4 protein-coding genes are annotated in these 20,390 nt (G+C 39.0%); all 4 read left to right on the top strand.

Features of this window, described 5'->3' with window-relative positions; all coding sequences use genetic code 11:
* The first annotated feature begins 46 nt into the window (after positions 1-46).
* The 4 genes from HZR84_03975 (at position 47) to HZR84_03960 (ending at position 20,390) form a co-directional block, all read left to right on the top strand.
* A complete protein-coding gene (locus HZR84_03975; protein QNL21130.1) occupies positions 47-14,014 on the top strand; it encodes a gliding motility-associated C-terminal domain-containing protein in 13,968 nt (4,655 codons plus the stop codon).
* Positions 14,015-14,017: 3 nt separating this feature from the next.
* A complete protein-coding gene (locus HZR84_03970; GenBank protein ID QNL21129.1) occupies positions 14,018-15,055 on the top strand; it encodes a PorP/SprF family type IX secretion system membrane protein in 1,038 nt (345 codons plus the stop codon).
* A gap of 20 nt (positions 15,056-15,075) precedes the next feature.
* Entirely contained in the window at positions 15,076-17,424 is a 2,349-nt protein-coding gene (locus HZR84_03965; GenBank protein QNL21128.1) for an OmpA family protein, read from the top strand.
* 80 nt (positions 17,425-17,504) lie between these two features.
* A complete protein-coding gene (locus HZR84_03960; protein ID QNL21127.1) occupies positions 17,505-20,390 on the top strand; it encodes a LysM peptidoglycan-binding domain-containing protein in 2,886 nt (961 codons plus the stop codon).

Below are 20,390 nucleotides of genomic sequence, written 5' to 3'. Positions count from 1 at the left end.
GCTGTAGAATTAAAAATGGTATTGTATTAAGCTTTAAATTGAATTTATGTTGAGAAGACTACTCTTCTTCATTTTTGTATTTTTTTACAGCTTTGGTTCTTTCGCTCAAAGTTTTGAATTGAGCGCTACGCAGTCCTTAAATAGCTCTAAAGACTCTCTTCTTATTTCGGTATTCGTTAGGTCTACGACCGTTCCTCAGGAGTTAGGATCTTCTAGTATTACCATTAGTACAGATTCATCTATACTTGATATAACAAGTATTGCTTTAGATTCAATTAATACAACTTTTAACAGTGCTCCTTCTTATGATCCTATGGAAGTTGGTGTAGGATCTGATTCTACATTTATAGTCTTAAGTGTTAGACCGGATTTGTTTCCACCTGTAGCTCCGGGAAATAATGTTTTAACGACACCCACATTTGTTGCACGCTTAAGACTTTTGATAAAAGACAAATGCGTAAACAGCGATATTGGATGGAATGGTTTTCCTGCAGGTTCTGTGGTAGGAACCTATGGAGGTGCTTTTGATACCGATCCGGATACCATAGCTTTATTTTCACAGGCCTTTCTATTGAGGGATTCGATTGGGGGTACGGTCAATGTTGTTCCGGCCTCGGATACCTTGTGCCAGGGAACGGATGTCCTTATCGAACTCGACATTGACGGAGAAAATGGCTTTGTAGTTGACTTCACAAACGGTACGGATAACTATACAGTTTCAAATGATGGACTTGACACTTCCTTGTATGCCATTAATGCCACTCTAACAGGAGTACAGACCTTTACAATAACTCAAGTTACAGATACAAATGGCTGTATAGAAACGACCCTTGCTAATTTTACAGATGATGATGTGTTTTTAGATGAGAACGTTACACCGGCCAATGCAGGAGTGGATGATTCCATTTGTGGAACTCCTAGGCAAGTTATATTGAATGGAAATGTACCATTAATTGGAGTTGGTACCTGGACACAAATTGCAAGCCCTACCGGTGGAATAACTTCATTTAGTCCGGATGCAAACCAGGCCAATGCAACGGCTTCTGCTGATTCAGTTGAGCAATACACCTATCAATGGAGAATCGCATCACCTTTAGAAGGGGCAATTGCCAGTGGTGCAGCTTGCCCGGCTGATTCTGATGATGTTGATATTTATTTTTACAGGGAACCGGACACTGCTAATGTGGGAATTACACCTTTTGATACCTGTGTAAATACGGGTCTTCCAATTTTGATTGGATTGAATGCTATTGAAGCTGATTCAGGAATGTCCTTATGGACAGTAAGCGGATTTCCTGCCGGACCGGCACCTGTATTTGCAAATGATACAGTTTATAATACTGATGTGTCACTTGCGAGTTACGGTAATTATTTTCTTGATTGGACAATTTCAAATGGTAATTGTCCTGATAATACAGGAACTTTACAAATAAATGTCGCACAAGAACCCGATCCTGCTGTTATTACCACTGCAGGTCCAATTATTACCTGCGACTCAGTAATTCCGATTTCGGCTCAAAACCCGATAGTAGGTAGTGGACTTTGGATACCGAATCCAGGAGGTGGGGCTACATTTGATGTGCCAACAAATAATAATACCAATGCAAACCTTCCAACCTATTTTGTGGATTCGACATTTCAAGTGATATGGCAAGTCACAACTTTAGTTCCTGCTGGTGTTTGTGATCCTAAGTATGATACACTTTTTGTAACCAGAACTGCCCAACCAAATACAACACATTCCATTACAGGAAATGCAACTCCAGATTGTGGCCTTTCGTTCATATATACTCTGGATAATACTACCCCGGGTTCAATTTATGATTGGTTGTTGCCATCAGGTTATAATATTACGGATTCTACTCTGGCTCCAGATCTTTCAAGTATTGAAGTCACATTGGATGATCCTGTTTTTTCAGGTAGTTTTATTGTAAGTGAAATTACTGCTGGAGGTTGTGTTGGCCCAATTGATACTTTCATTGTTTCACCAATTAACTGTATTTTCCAGGCTAACTTTTATGTCAATAATATTATTAGCGATACGGCAGTTTGTGTCAGTGACCCCGTTGATTTTGTAAGCAATTCTTCAGGCGTTGATGGAACTACTATTTATAGCTGGGAATCAAGCTTGGGAGTCGATCCTGTACTTCCTTTTACCGAATTCGTTGGTGTAGGAGCTCTTGGAGATACTTTTTCAACTTCTTTTGGAGTGGCAGGCACCTATATAATAGGCTTGGAAATTAGTTCTCCGGGAGCGCCTGATTCCTATCTTGATACTATCGAAGTAGTAGATGCCCCGGTTTTAAGTTTTAGTTCAGTAGGTCCTACAACTGTTTGTTATGGCGACTCTGCATTTTTCAGATTACAAGTAACAGGCGGCTTACCACCATATTCTGTTACACTTTTTAATGGAACAAGTTCCTTTGTATTTAATAATCTTGATGGTGACGATACAGTGGGTATTCCATTTACTTCTTCGGTAACAATGAGTACAACCGCCTTAAGTGATCAATTGGCTTGTGGTAGTGCTGTATTTGCCACGACAGATATTATAATAAATGTAAATCCCAATCCATCAGCATCATTAAGTTTGCTTAGTCCTGCACCATTTTGCGATACAGATAGTGTAGAATTTCAAATTGATTTCCTTTCTGGAACAGGTCCTTTTAATGTCAATGTTTTAAAAAATGGAGTTCTGGAGACAGCATTGACCGGTGTTTCAGGACCTAGTTCGACTTTTTTCCTACCTAATACAGCTCCTGCTCTATATAATTTCAGTCTTGATACAATTACAGATTTCAATTCTTGTGACACTGTTGGTGGAACTACACTTCCAATCAGTTTAAGTACTGTGCCGGGAATTGATAGTGTTGTATTTGAACAGGATACAACAATTTGCGAAGGAGAAGATATAACAAATACAATTACAGTAAGCAGCGCAGCTTCACCTCCATATACTTATGTCTATGAAGGCAATACCATTTCAGGTCCGAATCCTTTTAGCATTATAATTAATAATATAATTGCAGATACCACTGTCACTCTTGATACAGTTAGAACAGCTGCAGGATGTGAGTATATAGCAAATTTAACTGCCACCACCACCGTTAACCCATTGCCTACAGCTACAATTTCCGGACAAGCCTGGATTTGTGAAGGTGATGCCACACCAATAACCTTTTCTGGAAGTCTCGCCAGCGATACCATTTATTACAGTGCTAATGGTGTAGCTCAAGGTACGCAAATTGGACCTGGAGCAGTTCCTGTTAGTCCGGTTGTTACAACGAATTATACCATTGACTCAATAATCGATGCCAACGGATGTCAGGTTGTTGATCCGGATGCCAATATCATAGGTAACCCTGTTCAGGTTTTTGTTAATCCTGCCATTACCAGCGCTGTGATTTCAGAGGGAAGTGTAATTTGTGAAGGTGAAACGGATTTCATTGTTGTAGACATCGTAGGAGGAACAGGCCAGTATTCATTATCGTTGGATACGGTAACGGGTGGTCCATTTCTATTGAACAATTATAATTCGGGAGATTCTATTCCGATTATTACAGGGGCTACATTGACCACTACTTTACTTTCTGTTACGGACGACAGTACATGTAGCTATGCTATTCCAACAAATACCACTACAACTGTAAATCCTTTAGCCACAGCCACAATTAACGTTGTTGCCGGGAGTGATACCATTTGTTCGGATGGAAGTTCTTTGGCCAATATTGAAATTACCTTAAGCGGTACAGGTGGCCCTTACGATGTTATAGTTTCCGATGGTTCTACCGACACTACATTCATGGGCTTATCTGATGGCTTAAATACTGTTTCTTTAAGTCCTTCAAGCGGAAGTGCATTTGACAGCGTGGAGTATGTCATCGTAAACGTCTTAGATAATAATTCAAATTGTCCGGTGGATTCATCCTCTGCAAATATTTCAGGTTCGGCTAAATTCTATCTAATTCAACCTTATGTTGGCACAATTACACCTTCGCGAACTACGAATGACCTTTGTTTTGGCGAAAGTGTAACACTAAGTGCCAGCAACACCGCCGGATATGCAAATCTCCAATGGCTATATGGTGGAAACCCGATTGCCGGTGAAACCGCCTCTTCTATCACAGTAGATTATACCGGTGTATTTACATTGGAAGCAGGTATTTCTGCATGTATAGCTACTTCAGACACCGTAGCTGTCCTTGTGGCACCTCAAATTAACACAACTATTTCAGTAGAACCGGAAAGTGATACAGTCTTCTGCGAAGGTGAAACGGCTTTATTAAAAGTACCTGCTGTACAAGGGAATGCAGTTTCGGGAACTTCAACAGGTTCTTATGTACAAACGAATTTCAGAGGAATTCCAGCTTCTGATCCGAGAACGGTTGAAGCCTGGATAAAAACGACTTCAAGCAATGCCGGTATTATTGGATATGGCACAGGAGCCAGTTCCGGAGGTGGTATATTGATGCATGTAAATAATACAAATCTTGGCGCCGGCTCACTTGGCCGTCTCAGGGTTTCTGTCAGAGATGGTTATGTGGTAGGTACTACCCCAATTGCTGATGGCAATTACCATCATGTTGCTTTTACCTTCGATGGTTCTGATGCAACTGATATTAAACTTTATGTCGATGGTCAACCTGATTTGGTTGCATTCTCTTCGGCGCAGGCAATAAATACAGATACTACCATAGGTATAGATTTGAGAATTGGCCCGGCAATAACCGGTATCATTGCTACTCCACCGGATTTAGATGGTTTGATAGATGAAGTGAGATTCTGGAATGTAGCATTGGATGACTCAACAATTTTTAACAATTACAATACGCCATTGTCGGTTACTCCGGGGCTAATTAATTCAGGACTGGTTGGCTTATGGAATTTTGAAGATACTACTTCAAATACGGTGAAAGATGAAACAGGCGGATCTACTCCCGGGAGTTTTGTAAATGGTGCCGAATTCAGACTTGATAGTGGATTTTACGCGCCTAGTCCTACACCAACTTACGAATGGTTCATAGATGGAAATAGCATCGTCCTTGGGACATCTCATTTTTACTTTGCTGATTCAAGTGGAGACTACACGGTGCAGGTTAGCAATGATAATTGCAACAGCTTATCCGCTCCGTTTTCCATCAGAGAATCTATACAAAATCCTTCCATTGCAGCCGGCGGGCCTACCAATATTTGTTTTGGAGATAATGTTTTACTGACTGCCACCGGACAAACCGCTCTTGAAGACAGTACTGTTTGGCATTATGCTTCCAATCCTATTGCCGGTGCCACGACTAATACCTTTACAGCAGATGCTTCAGGAGCTTATTCTATTGTATTTTACGATAAAGGCTGCGCAGATACCAGTAATGTAATCATCGTTGATGTCGCTGCTGAAATCGATACTTCATTAACCATTACCGGCGATACCATACTTTGCGATGGCGATACAACCATTTTATCCGTGCCCTTATATGGTGGGAATAATTTAAATGGTTTTGCAAAACCGGACGTAATTCGAAATGTGGCTGATCCTGATAGTGTTTCATTCATTCACCAGACAGGTAAATTCACATTGCAATACTGGCATAAACTTGATAACCCAGGTGCTCTTGATACAATTAACGCAGCCCTTGGAAATGCTTTCAATGGTGATCCCGGATTTTTTATTGGATATCAGAAAGGGAATGTTGGTGGTTTAGATGTTGGCGCTGCACCACAAATAAAAATGCATCTTGATCCTGATGGAGCAAATGACTTTGTCTTTTATACTAATCAAGCTGGAGGTGTAATTAGCAATAGTGATAATAATTGGCATCAAATTACTGTAGTTGTGGATAGTAATATGTTTGAATTTTATTTAGATGGCAACAAGATATCAAACACAGCAATTTTTAATACTGTCAGTTATGCAGGATCAATACCAGCAACAAATGAATTGACAATTGGAGATGCAAATTCATATTCTGGTGGGTTTGCTGAGTTAACAACAAGAGGTGGAGTTGACGAAGTTCGAATTTGGAATATTCCATTAGACTCCGCCACCATTGCCAATAATTGGAATAGACCTTTGAATGGCAATGAACCCGGATTGGTGGCTTTATTCGATCTGGATGAAGATACGTCTTTAAATGCCGGCGATAATGTCAATGATCTGAGCGTAAATGCCTATACCGGAATATTAAATGGAGGAGCCATAATCAGCAACTCGACTAATTCCATGCCTTCTGATTCTTTAGTGTATCAGTGGTTCAGAGATGGAACACCAATCGCAGGGGCCACCTCAAATCAATTGATTGTGGTTACCACAGGCGATTATCATGTTGAAATTTCCACGGCAGATTTGCTTTGTACCGAAAGCTCAAGAACAGTAGATATCGATTTATTCTCAGTTGATCCACAGGTCAATGTGCTGACGACCAACCCTGCATGTTTCGGCGATACCGTTCAATTACAGGCTGTCAATAATACCGGGGCCATTGATTCTGTAAGATGGTTTTATGGAAATTACCTAATTGACAGTGTCAGTAATCCTTATGGCGCTACATTAACAGGAAATTATACTGTAGAAGTATATAATAATGTGTGTTCCGATACGAGTTCAGTAGCTGTGGATATTGCCAAAGCAATAGATACATCTCTTTATGTCAGAGGCGATTCAGTACTCTGTGAGGATGACACTCTAATATTAGTAGCGCCAAAATACGGCAGCAGTTCTCTAAAATTAAATGATAATACCAGCAGGTTAGGAAACATTGGTAATAACAATGATTTTAATTTCATTCATGAAACAGCCAGTTTTAGTACAGAGTTTTGGGTAAAATTAGACGCAACATCCGGTGTTCAGGTTTTCACGGGTAATGCTAATTTCACTGGAGATATTGGCTTCAATGTTGCTGCTCAATTCAATGTTTCAAATCAGGGATTTATAAGGCTTAGAATGTTTAACGGCGGAACCCCGTTTAACTATAGCTCGAGTCTGGTTTGGAATACTACAAATTTTGATAGTTGGAACCATGTAGCTGTATCTGTTGATAATGGTGTAGCATCTTTTTATTTCAATGGAAGTTTTGTAAATCAAGTTTCATCGGCCTTTACCCCTGTAGCCGGGCCAGCTTCATCCAGTTTGGCCATTGGTGGTATTGCTCCAAATAGTTTTGCAGGAAAAATAGATGAACTCCGTATTTGGAAATTCCCAATTTCATCTGGTGAGATAACAAATAATTATCAAAGACCTTTAAATTATAATAATGATATAGTAACGGTATTCGGTATAGATGAGGATTCAACATTAACAGCAGGTGATAATATAAGTGATAATTCAGGTGTATTGACTGGAACCTTAATTAATAATGCATCGACAAGTGCTGATATTCCTCCTTATCTGCCTTCAAATGAATTAACCTACCAATGGTATCAGGACGGTTTTATAATTGCCGGAGCAATTGGAGATTCTTTGGTGATAAACACCACTGATTTCATCGACTCGGCAGATTACTTTGTAGAAATAGATAATACTTTAGGCTGTGGCCCACTTGCAAGTAGAACCATAAGGATTAAAGAAAATCTTATTTCAGATACACTATTTGCCGCACCTACAGAATTTTGTTTTGGAACGGATTCGGCCAGGGTATGGGTAGAGTTGGATGTTTATGATTCGGTGGAAATCTACAACCTTCAAAGTCTGACTCCGTTGGCCTCTTTAACGAACACAACAGATACTTTCTATTCCAGTAACACAGATACGATTTATGGGGTAGTATATAATTCTATCGATGGAAAATTATGTACTCAAAATACAGATACCATAATAATAACAGCTTTTATAAACCCAATACTTGATATTACCAGAGATACCATCATCATATGTTATGATTCAACGGCCGTTTTATTTAGTCCTGATGCCATGGATACCATAATTGAAGGTTCCGGAACGGTCACCACTTATGCCTGGTCTCCAAATTATAATTTATCCGATTCCTCGATATTAAATGCGGTTTATTCTGCTAATCCCGATACGGTACTGCCATTTATATTGACCATTACCGATGATAATGGTTGTTTTGACAGTGATACGGTTGTGGCAGAAACCAACCCTCAAATTCAGGTCTCACTTCAGGCCGATACCACCATTTGTTTTGATACACAATTGGATCTTGGAAATGGTAACATAATTAGCGGTGGAAAAGCGCCGGGTACTTTTACGTATCTCTGGGATAATGACACTCTATTTTTAAATCAGGCAGATACAAGTAATCTCAATGCGGTAATAAATGGAGATAGCGCAGGAGTAAATACCTATGGTTTATTAGTCACTGATGTGCAAACCGGATGTATTGGTTTGGATACCCTTGTAGTAACGGTCAATGATAGCATTGATTTTACGGCACTTAATTTAATAGATACCATTTGCTTTAATACCCCGAGTATCCTTATAGGTGGTGCACCAACTGCGCAAGGTGGTTCCGGAGTCATTTCAACTTATGCCTGGACACCGGCTACCAATCTGGATGATTCTTCCTTAGCCAATCCGACTTTTATAAATCCGTCAATTGCCGGAACATATACATACAATGTAATTGCCATCGACAATATTAATTGTAGAGATACCAGTAATGATGTTACGGTGGAAGTTGCACCTGAAATAATTGTAGACGCCGGTAGCGATACCGTGGCCTGTTTTGGAGATAGCACCATTACTATAGGTGGCAGCCCAACAGCTTCAGGAGGTTTTGGAGCATTTACCTATGAATGGACAACTTTAGGTGGAATTCCTGCGGCAGGGACTTTTCTGGATGATATTAATTTGGCTAATCCGACGATTCAGTATGGTGCCCCACTACCGGATACATTATTGCTGGTCGTGACCGTATCAGATTCTTCAAGTACTGCACCAAGTAAAATTCTGTGTAATAATTCAGATACAATCCAAGTTATTTTCAATCCGGAAATAGTTGCAGATCCGGGTAATACTGACTTCACATGTTTTGGATTTGATACATTGCTTAATGGATCAGCAACAGGTGGTTCTAGTTCAGGTTATACTTTCCAATGGATAGGAGATATTGCTAAGGTTAATGATCCAACAAATCCTAATAGCAATTTTACAGGGGACGCTTCCGGCTTGTATAATCTAAATTTAATTGCTTTTGATATTACTTATCCTCAATGTTCCGATACTTCTGGTTTATTGATTTTGGAGGTTAATGACACTATAGATATCAATGCAGGAAATGATACAGTTTTATGTTTCCAGCAGTCAACTGAATTGGGTGGTCTTATTTTACCATCAGGTGATACAACAGGTTCAGGTGGTTCGGGAACAGGATTTTCTTATCTATGGACTGGATTAGGAGGTACATCAACCTTTTTCCTTTCAAATACCACAATAAAGAATCCAATATTTAATCAAGGAGCTTCTCTGGACACTTTGTTTTCTTATCAAGTACTTATAACAGATAATACTCATTTAACGTGTTTCGAACAGGATACAATAAATATTACTGTTAATCAACAAATTATTGTTGACCCGAATGTGAATGATTCACTTTGTATTGGTGACACATTAGTATTGGGCGGAAGTCCTGTTGCTAACCAAGGCTTTGGTGGATTTACTTATTTGTGGAGTTCTAAACTGGGTAATACAATTCAAAATGTAACAGACGAAAACCCATTGTTTATCTCAACAGTTCATGGAATTGATTCAGTGAAAGTTATTGTCACAGACGCTAGAACGTGTATAGATAGTGCTTCAATTACTGTTGAAGTGGATTCTTTGCCAAATATTTCGTTCATTCCATCAATGGGATTTGATATTTGTCGTGGTGAAGATACAACCCTAATAGCTCTTTCGAGCACCGGAAATCAACCGGGGGATCCTTTGACTTATACATGGAATAATGGTGATGTGGGTACAACCACTGTTGTTCAACCAAATGCGGATACTATTTATGAAGTTACAGTGGTGAATTTGATCAACGGTTGTACTAATTCAGACACAATTAATATTGTAGTAAATCCTTTGCCAAATAATCAAATAAGAGAAGGAGTTACCATTTTAGGTGATACATTAAGAACCTGTTCCACTCCCAATATTCTTGCGCTCCAAATCATAAATGATTCAAGTACAAATGCAACTAGTTTTTGGTCACTTTTAGATCCTCCTGGACCTACGACTATTCCCGCAACAAGTACACCTAGCATTTCGATTTTTAAAAACCAACTTCAGCCAACAGGAAATACAATTGCCAACATAACTACTGATACTGAAGGATGCGTTAATTATGATACATTGTTCATAACTACGAACAATCTACCGAATGCAACTTTTCTGGTTTCTGATTCAATACTTTGTTTTGGTGATTCTATTACTTTACAAGTTACAGGTGTTCCAAACCCTCCAGCTCCGGCATTTACATTTGTAAGAAATACACCAACTGCTGGGTCAATATACTCTGGAACTGATTCCACAGTGTCATTTGTCATTGGTTCAAACACCCCTGTTATACCTTCATTGAATAGCTCAGTTACTTTTGAGTTTGAAGTTTTAATAAATACAGGTTGCCAAATATCATTATTGAGAAATGTATTAGTGAATCCAAACCCTGATTTAGAATTAGTGGCTTCAGATTCCTTATGTAACGGTGCGGATGCTTTATTGAGCATAAATAATCTTAATCCTCTTCCTCAAGCACCTTTAGATAGCTTCATCTGGAATATTACAGTTCTTGATACATCTCAGGTATTGATTACTAGTACAATGGATACAATTATCAATGTAGTGGCTTATGATACTAATGGTTGTGTAGGGTCTGTACAAGATACCATATTTACCAAGGCTTTGCCTGATGTAAGTCTAAATACAGCAGGACCTCTTCAATTTTGCGATGGAGATACAGCACATATTTTTGCACCTAATAATCCCAATTATATTTATGAATGGAAGGATATAGCAGTTCCACCTGCAGTAATATTACCTACAACAATCAATTTATTGGTCGCGGATACAACGGGTCAATATTTTGTGACTGTTACAACTGATGGCTTGGCTTGTACAGATAGTTCCCTAATAGTATCAGTACTTGAAAATCCATTACCTGTAATTACTTTGGATACTTTCCCTATTAGCTCGGAATTTTGTTTTGGTGATTCTGTAAGGCTTAGAGAAACCAATTCCTATCCGGTGGCCTTCTATACCTGGACCGAGGCAAGCCTTGGAACTGTGGCCACGGGGACCAATTTTATTTGGGTCAGTGATTCGGGACAGTTTAAAGTCATCGTAACTGATGCCAATGGCTGTATTGACAGTTCAGCGGTTCAGGAATTTTTTGAATTGCCGCTGAGTACCGATTCTATTCTGGGTGATGACACGGTTTGCGCATTAAGTACGACCACTTATACCAGCCATACCGGAAACAATGGAACCTGGATTTTAAATCAAACTTTTGGTACCATACAGGGTGCACCTCTGGTAGGGCCGAATTACGTGCTCAATAATGCTAATTCTGCTACCATTGATTGGGCTACAGCCAATAATGCACAGCTATTTTTTACACCAGATGCCACATTGGTAGATTGCCCCACAGAAGACACCTTTGATGTGGTCATTGTGGCCAACCCGGTTGCCAGCATTGTAGGGCCAAATTCGGGTTGTGTAGGCGATATTCTGAGTTTTTCTCCACTAAATGCAGGAGATACTTATGCCTGGAATATTGCACCATCATTTGGAAATATTACCAACCTCGTGGACTCAATTACTCTGGCATTGGATACACAAGTGCCTTTAGGCCAGGGTCAGGATACGGCGAGTCTTCAAATGATTCAAACAGCTGCAACGGGTTGTACGGATACAGCATTGCTGCTAATTACAAAATACGATACAGTGAATGCTGATTTTCTCGCACCGGGACAGGATACCGGAGTATGTCAGTTCGATATTGATACCTTTACAATACAAAACATAAAACCTGGTGTCAATTATACATTTACTATTACTTCTGGCGCAGCATTACTTAATAATATTACCAATGGCCAAATTAGCATAGCCTGGAACTTTGTTGGATCGGCAACAGTAAGAAGCATTGCAGTAAACGGTGACTGTTCTGATACGGTCTTCCATTCGTTTAGCATCCAAACTACACCGGTAGACAGCTTTGATTATTTTATTGATAATGTCTTACAAACAAGCCCAATAACTAGTGTTTGCGTTAGTACGGATAGTGTAACCTATCGTTTACGAACACCAAATTTCACCAATGATTTCACATGGACGCTTCAAAGTCCGGGCGGAGCGGCAACGGCTCTGGGTCCTTTAAATACAACATTCTTGTCCATAGGAATTAATGCTCCGGGTTCATATATTTTAACGATGGTGGAAGAAACGGGTAATGGCTGTTCAATTACCTTACAGGAAACAGTGACCATTGATCCTGTGCCTACCTTTAATGTACAAATTTTTGATACGGTAATATGTGAAACAAATTCATTACAACTCTATTCGGTAACTGGTAATTTTAATTTTGTAACCCTAGGTTGGTCTACATCTCAACCAGGTCCAACAATGTTTGTAAATAATAGTCCGAATGACTCCACAATTCAAGTTCAATGGGGTCCTCCCGGAATAGATAAGTGGATTGTGCCAATCTACAGTCAGGGATTATGTACGGTAAATGGAGATACAATTTTTATGGACGTAGAACAATTACCTAACCCATATATAACGCCAAATGATACAACTTTCAATAATGGTTTGGATACTACATTCTGTGAAAACTTAAGGACCTTCTTTATTGCAAACCCAAGAGATACCGGAGCAACATATCAATGGTATAATAATGGAGTCGCCATTAGTAATTCAGATACTTCAAGGCTTAGAATTACGGAATCAGGAACATACAGTTTTAGTATCATTACTTCAGGAAGTGGTTGCATAGACTCTACGGATAAAGGCGTCATTGCAAATGTATTACCCATACCCGATGCAGAAATAACAGGAGATACCTTGTGGTGCGGTTCCGGAGACAGTATTGAATTGAGTTCGGTTAATACGGCATCAAGCTATCAATGGTTTATAGACTCTGCCTTTAATGCCCTACCGAACAGCAATTTTAGAGATTATACGGTTGGTACATTTGGTACTTATTTCGTTGTACTTACCAATGCCGGAGGAAATGGTTGTACTGATACTTCTTCTGCCTTTATAATTTCTCCTTTGGCACCAGCTGTTTCATTATTCCAATTTGATTCCATTAGCAGTTTCTGTAACAATGAAATTGTACCTCTGAATGGTAATAATGCGGGTCGATTGCTCGATTTCGAGTGGATTACCAACGGACAGGGCCAGATTGTGGATCCATTTACCGACACGACCACCTATATCCCAAGTGATTTGGATTCAGGTGCAGTATCTTTTGAGTTTATCGTTACCAATTTCTGTAATGAAGACATCTCCATCGATACAGCAGATCTTAGAGTCTCTCCTGATGCGAGCTATACGCCTTCATCATTGGTGGTAGAATTGAACGAAACGGTCACATTTAATGTCGACAATGAGGATGCTACATTGTATTCCTGGGTATTCCAGCCGGGCGCAACAGGATCAGGCCCAACAGGATTACATACATATACTCAGGCCGGAGACTACTTGTCGTTCTTAATTGCTGTTAATGAATATAATTGTGAAGATTCCTTTGCTGTGCCAATTCATGTGACCAGGAACCAATTAATTTATGTGCCGAATGTATTTTCGCCAAATGCAACGAATCCGGATAATCAAACAATGAGAGTCTATGGTACAAATATTTCTGCAACACAATTTGAAATAACAATTTTCAACAGATGGGGAATAAAAGTGTTTGAAAGCACGGATTTAACTGAAATGAAGATCAACGGATGGAACGGTTCTCAAAACGGAAATGGTCCGGAGCTTCCATCTGGAGTATATACTTATTATATTAAAGGTCAGTTTTTCGATGGCAAAGCTTTCCAGCAGGTTGGAACCGTTAATTTGATTAAATAGTCTATGAGAAAAATATTACTGCTGATAATAACTTTTTGCGTCCTTAATTTAGTGTCTAAAGCACAAGATGCGACCTTTTCGCAGTACTATGCCTCATCGGTATTCTTAAATCCTGCCCTGGTAGGTAATTATGAAAGTCTGACCTTTAATTCCTCATTCAGATCGCAATGGCAAAGCATAGTTGAGCCTTATACGACCAGCCAGATATCGCTGATTGCACCTCTTAAAGGGGGCCGTTATCACAAAACAAAAATAGGTGGGATTGGAGCTACTGTATTTAACGATGTTGCCGGAAATGGAAATTTCAAAACAACCGGTATAATGGGCTCTTTTGCCTATAATAAGTCTCTTGACAGAAAAAATCTAAAAGTTTTATCCTTTGGTGGGCAGGTTGGATTGATCCAAAAACAAGTAGATTTTTCAAATTTAGAGTGGGGAAGCCAATACAATCCTTTTGTAGGTTTTGATGGTACGGTTAATCCGAATGAAGTGGGTTTTGATAATCAAATCATGTATCCGAATGTAAATCTCGGATTTATGTTTTACTACAATCCTACTCAAACTTACCTTTTCACCGGCATGAGTTCCTATTCAGGGTTAGTTGTTAGCAATGTTATACAACCCAATGAATCATTTATAAAAGATACTAAATCCTCTCTTCCGTTATTGATTAAATATCACGGTGGATTTGAAGTACATATGAGTTCTAAGGTGGATGTATCGCCAAATATTCTTATTCAGTATCAGGACAGGAACTATCAAATAAACGGAGGTCTTTATGTAACCTACAGATTATTTAATACACCCTTGGGTGTCCTGGCCAAAACAGATCTTGTATTCGGAGGCTGGTACCGTTACGGAGACGCGGCAATATTGAGCATTGGGCTTGATAACAGGTATTACACCATTGGATTTAGCTACGATTATAACACATCTCAACTTAGTACTCTGGCTACCGGAACAGGTGCTTATGAGATTACTTTGACACTTCGCAAAGTAAAAGAAGCAAGAAGAAGAAGATTCTCTACGCCAAAAATTTAAAAATTAATTAATTTCGGGTTATGAAACAGATCCGAATATCATTAATTGCTTCAATTCTTCTTACAGTACTTTTCTCTTTTAGACTTTCTGCACAAAATCTGGACATTGACAAAAAGTACATGTCGAGCAATGTAAAATTTGCAGAAAAATACATGGAAAGAGGAGAACCCTATGAAGCCTTAAAGTATTACGCCAAGGAATCTGAAGAAAACCCAGATAACCACTATGCCAATTTCCAATTGGGGAATTTGTATTATGAATTGTTTGATTACAAACAATCCCAAAGATTTTACAGCTATGTTGTACTTCGCGGTGGTTATAGGGATTTTCCCTTATCTAAATATTGGTATGGGGTCACATTGAAGATGAACGGTGAATACGTAAAAGCCAAGGAAGTGCTTACTGAATTCATCAATGAATTCTCCCCCGGGAATCCCAAAGAATCAATCATTCTCGACAAAGCCAAACTGGAATTTGAAGGAGCCAGGATAGCCATGAAGGAAATGAAAAAGAAAGAAAGAAATTATGAATTTGAGATTTTAAACAGACCGGCAAATAGCGGTGCAGATGAATATGCCCCTACAATAATTAACGATTCCTCATTTATTATGACCACTGATCGCAAAGGGGTAATGCAGGATATAAAAGATAAAGAGAATGGAATATTCTATTCAGATAATTACCGGGTGAGTTTTGATACCAGAAATAATCGATGGGTGGCAAGCAAGAAAATGAAATTGCTAAGCCAGATTAATACCTATAAAAGTGACGGTCCCGGTAGTTTTACAGCCGATGGCAATAAGTACTATTACACCAGTTGTGCGAATGTGGAAGAGGGTTGCGAAATCTTTGTTTCGACCAAAAGTAGAGGCGGATGGTCCGAAGGGGTAAAACTCAATGAAAATATCAATCAACCAAAATCGGAAAACAAACAACCATTTGTAACTCCAAAAGGGGATACGCTCTTTTTTGTTTCAGAGAGGTCCGATGGTGTTGGTATGCAGGACATTTGGTATAGCATAAGACAAGGAAAAGGTGAAAACTGGGGAAAAGCCATTAATCTGGGGCCAAATGTAAACACACCTTTTATCGATATGTCGCCATCTTATTATCCCGGAGAAAACACCTTATTTTTTGCCTCCGATGGAAGAAGTGGTTTTGGTGGTATGGATATGTATATGGCAAAAGGTGAAAACTTCGAATTTGTAAAAGATTTGGGAATGCCATTTAACTCCAGTAGAAATGATTTCTACATGGTTTTGGGTGAGCAAAGAGGTTTTTTCGCTTCTGACAGAATTGAAGGTGGCATGGGTAAAACCGATGTCTACACTTTTATTTTCCCTTCAAAAAAAGAATTTATAAGACTGGTTGCTTCTGAGTATGTGAATGACTTTAGAGAGTATACAGCGCTTACCAAACTAAAATATGGAGAAGGCGCAAGCAATGTAGCCGTAAATGTAGATGTTAAACTGGTCGACGAAAAAGGAAATGTTCTTAAAACGACCCGTTCCGATTCCCGCGGTTTTGCGCGTTTTGAAAATATTCCAACAGATAAAAATTACAGAATAGTAATTGATACAGAGGATCCAAAACTCAAAGTTGATATGCAGTATTTTGTTGATGATATTGAAGTAGTGGATAATTTGAGCCTTGTCTATAAGAAAGACATGCCGGTGGCAAAACTTGAAATGGAAAGAAAAGGATCTGAATTTTCATATTCTGACTTTAAGGGATTTGCATTATTGGGAAAAATGAAGGTTGAAAATGCCGATGATCCTGCGATTGGAATTCCACTGGTTTTATTGAACGACGAAGGTCAGGTTGTTAAGAAAATCCGAACAAACACCAGGGGTTTGATGCGATTTGAGAATCTGGCATCAGATAAAAACTATCGCGTGGAAATAGACACCGAAGACCCCAATTACGATCCTTCTATGAAAGTGATGTTCGATGACCTGCAATTGAAACGATATGATGAAGTGGCTGAAAATGTGAAATTCGAGAATATATATTTTGGCTTTGGTAGCAAGGAAATCGACCCCGAATCGGCAAAAGTCCTGGATAAATTGGCAACCTATTATAAGCAAAACCCCAATATACAGGTGGACATTAGTGCTTATACGGATACCGTTGGAAATGAGGAGTTTAATAGAAAATTATCTGAAGAAAGAGCCAATGCGGTGCTTAACTATCTCAGGGACAAAAATATAGATGAGGCCTCTCTGGTTTTATTTCCTATGGGAGAAGATAAAGCGGGTGCAAGTATGCCAGCAGGTGCAGCAGATACGGATGATAAGGGAAACAGATATAGCAGAAGAGTTGAATTTTTCATAGTGCAATCGCCGGAAGACAAATCCACCAGACTCTGACCTGATTTTAAGCTATTTTAAATTTAATATCTACTATTTTTAATATTTTACGATATTTGGGATATTACTTTTTGAATAGAATGAGAAAACAGGTATTTGCAGTAATTGCTTTTTTCCTTTGTTCCTTTATAATTGTTAATCTGTCTCAAGCCCAGGATAAGAAAAAACCATCTCAGAATGTCAAAATTGCTGACTCTTATTTTGAGAACCAGGAATACTATCTTGCAGCTGACTACTACGGTAAAGAATTAGAGGAGAATCCAAATAATATTTATGCCAACTATCAATTGGCAGAATGCTATCGGTATTATTATGATTACGAAAATGCCGAAAAGCAATATTCAAAAACACTAGCCATGGGTGATGATGAGGTGCCTTTGGTTGGCTTTTGGTATGCGATGATGCTAAAGAGTAACGGAAAATACGAATTGTCGAAGCTTCAGTTTGATTCATTCTTATCCAATTTTAAAGCAGTAAGTCCCGAAGACAGGATGATTAAAGAAGATGCAGAGCTGGAACGTAATGGCTGTATTCTGGCCTTAAAAGAACTTAAAAAACCCATTCGTAATTACGAATTTGTCAATCTTCCAAGCCCCGTTAATACAGCCAACTCCGAATATGCACCAAACTTTTATGAAGGTGATACCTCAATCGTTTTTGCATCCGCAAGACAGGGAACAAAAGGAAAGGACAAGGATACGCGGCTTGGCGAAGAATTCAGCGATTTATTTCGATTTAAACTGCAAGGGCGAGAGTGGTCCGAATACTCCGATGATGACGAATTTAGTAATGTTAACACAGTTAGAAATGATGGTGCAGGTGTGTTTACAAAGGATTTAAAAAAATTCTATTATACCTCATGTATTGAAAAAGACTACCCTTGTGCGATATATGTGTCCACTTTGGTTGATGGAAAATGGACCGAAGGGGTGAGATTAAATGATAATATCAACCGAAGAGGTTACGAAACAAAACAACCCACCTTAACAGCCGGTGGCGATACCATGATCTTTGTTTCGGATCGTCCGGATGGCAGAGGGCAAAACGATCTTTGGTTTAGCCGAAAAAGAGGAGATGAAAGTTGGCTACCCGCAAGAAATATGGGCAATTTGAATACAAAATTTCAAGACATTGCACCATTTTATGATGAGGATGATTCAACATTGTTTTTCGCAAGTAATGGCAGACAGGGTTTCGGCGGTCTTGATATTTACAAAGCTCAGGGTGCAAAATTTGAAAGGGTCACGAATATGGGATTGCCTTTTAACACCAACAGAGATGAATTCTATCTGTCAGTTGGTAAAGATAAAGGATTGCTTTCTTCAAACAGAGAAGGAGGAAAAGGGAATGATGATATTTATTATTTCAATATAGAAAGCAAGGAATTGCTCCTGGCAGAATTCACCAAAGACGATCTAACCAAAGAGGGTAATTTCTCACTCATCACGAATTTATTTTACGAACCTGGAGGAGAACCGGCCGTCGATATTCCGGTCTTGCTAACTGATGCCAATGGAAATACTCTTTTAAAAGCGATGTCGGATGAATTAGGATCAATGTCATTTGATGATCTTTCGCCGGATCAGAGCTATAAACTCGTTTTAGAGAATAACGATGAAAATGTTTATGCTGATGTAATTTACAAAGGCAAGGGAGGTGAATTCAATATCAATGCGGAAAGAGAAGGAGCCATTTTAGCAACGATTACCAAAGAGATCATTGAGCAATTTAATTCCATGTCTATTTTATCAAAATTGAGTTATGCCAATTCCGGAGATCCAGCTGCCGATGTCTCTGTAGTATTGGTGGATGACAATGGGTTAATTCTCAAAAGAGGAAAAACCAACATGGAGGGTATCGCACGATTCCAGGAACTGGATTCTGATAAAGACTATAGAATTTTGATTGATGAAGATGATCCAAGATTAACTGCAGACATCAAATTTCAGATTGACGATGTGAGAATAAAATGGATGAGTCAGAAAACGACAGAAAGGGTTGTCTTTGAAAATATTTATTTTGATTTCAATGATTACAACATCAGAAAAGAAGCAAAAAAGACCCTGGATGATTTGGCCTCTTATCTAAAATCCACTGAAAAAGTTCAGGTAGAGGTATACGCCAATACCGATAATTTGGGAACCGACGAGTACAATCAGGAATTGGCTAAAAAGAGAGGATTGTCTGTAATCGAATACCTGGAGGAAAAGGGCGTAAACAGAAGTTCGATCGTCATTAATGCGGTTGGAGCGAATAAACCCATCGCTTCTAATGAAACTCCTATAGGTAGACAATTAAATAGAAGAGTTGAATTTTACGTGGTTGGGGGCTCGGGTTACAATTCACCGGTCATGACTTACATCGTGGAACCAAAGCAAAGCCTTGAGCAGGTAGCCAATGAATTTAATATGACGCCCGAAGAATTAAAGAAATTAAACAATATTAGTAGCGATACGGATCTTAGGGCCTTCATACCTTTGAGAGTAAGAAAAACAGGTGATAATGGCCTTATCGCTCCGATTTCCATGGCTTCTGCTTCCAGCGATAAATATAAAGGTATGGAAGAACCGGGACGTCATTCTGCCGCTGTTGTTCAAACCTCAGGGTCCTCAAATATATCAGGTTCATCAAAAGCATTACCCGATCTCCCAACTGGGCAATCTTATCATATCGTAAAACCTATGGAGACGCTATTTAGAATTGCTTACAGTTATGGAATGACGGTAAGGGAAATTAAAGAATTGAATAATATTAGCTCTGAAATTATTCAAATTGGCGATGCCATAAAGGTGATAGATAAATCAGGCAATAAAATTGCTGCAGGTCCCGGAACCTATGTTGTAAAAGACGGAGATACTTTATACGATATTGCCGTTGCACATAACACAACGGTTAAAAAACTCATTGAAATAAATAATCTTGACAGCCCCGTCCTCTATCAAACCATGGTGCTCAGGGTAGAATAA

This window comes from Hyphobacterium sp. CCMP332, from assembly GCA_014323545.1.
Classification (GTDB): Bacteria; Bacteroidota; Bacteroidia; order Cytophagales; family CCMP332; genus CCMP332.
The sequence above is the reverse complement of the archived record's forward strand: the minus strand, read 5'-3'. Positions and strand labels throughout refer to the sequence as shown.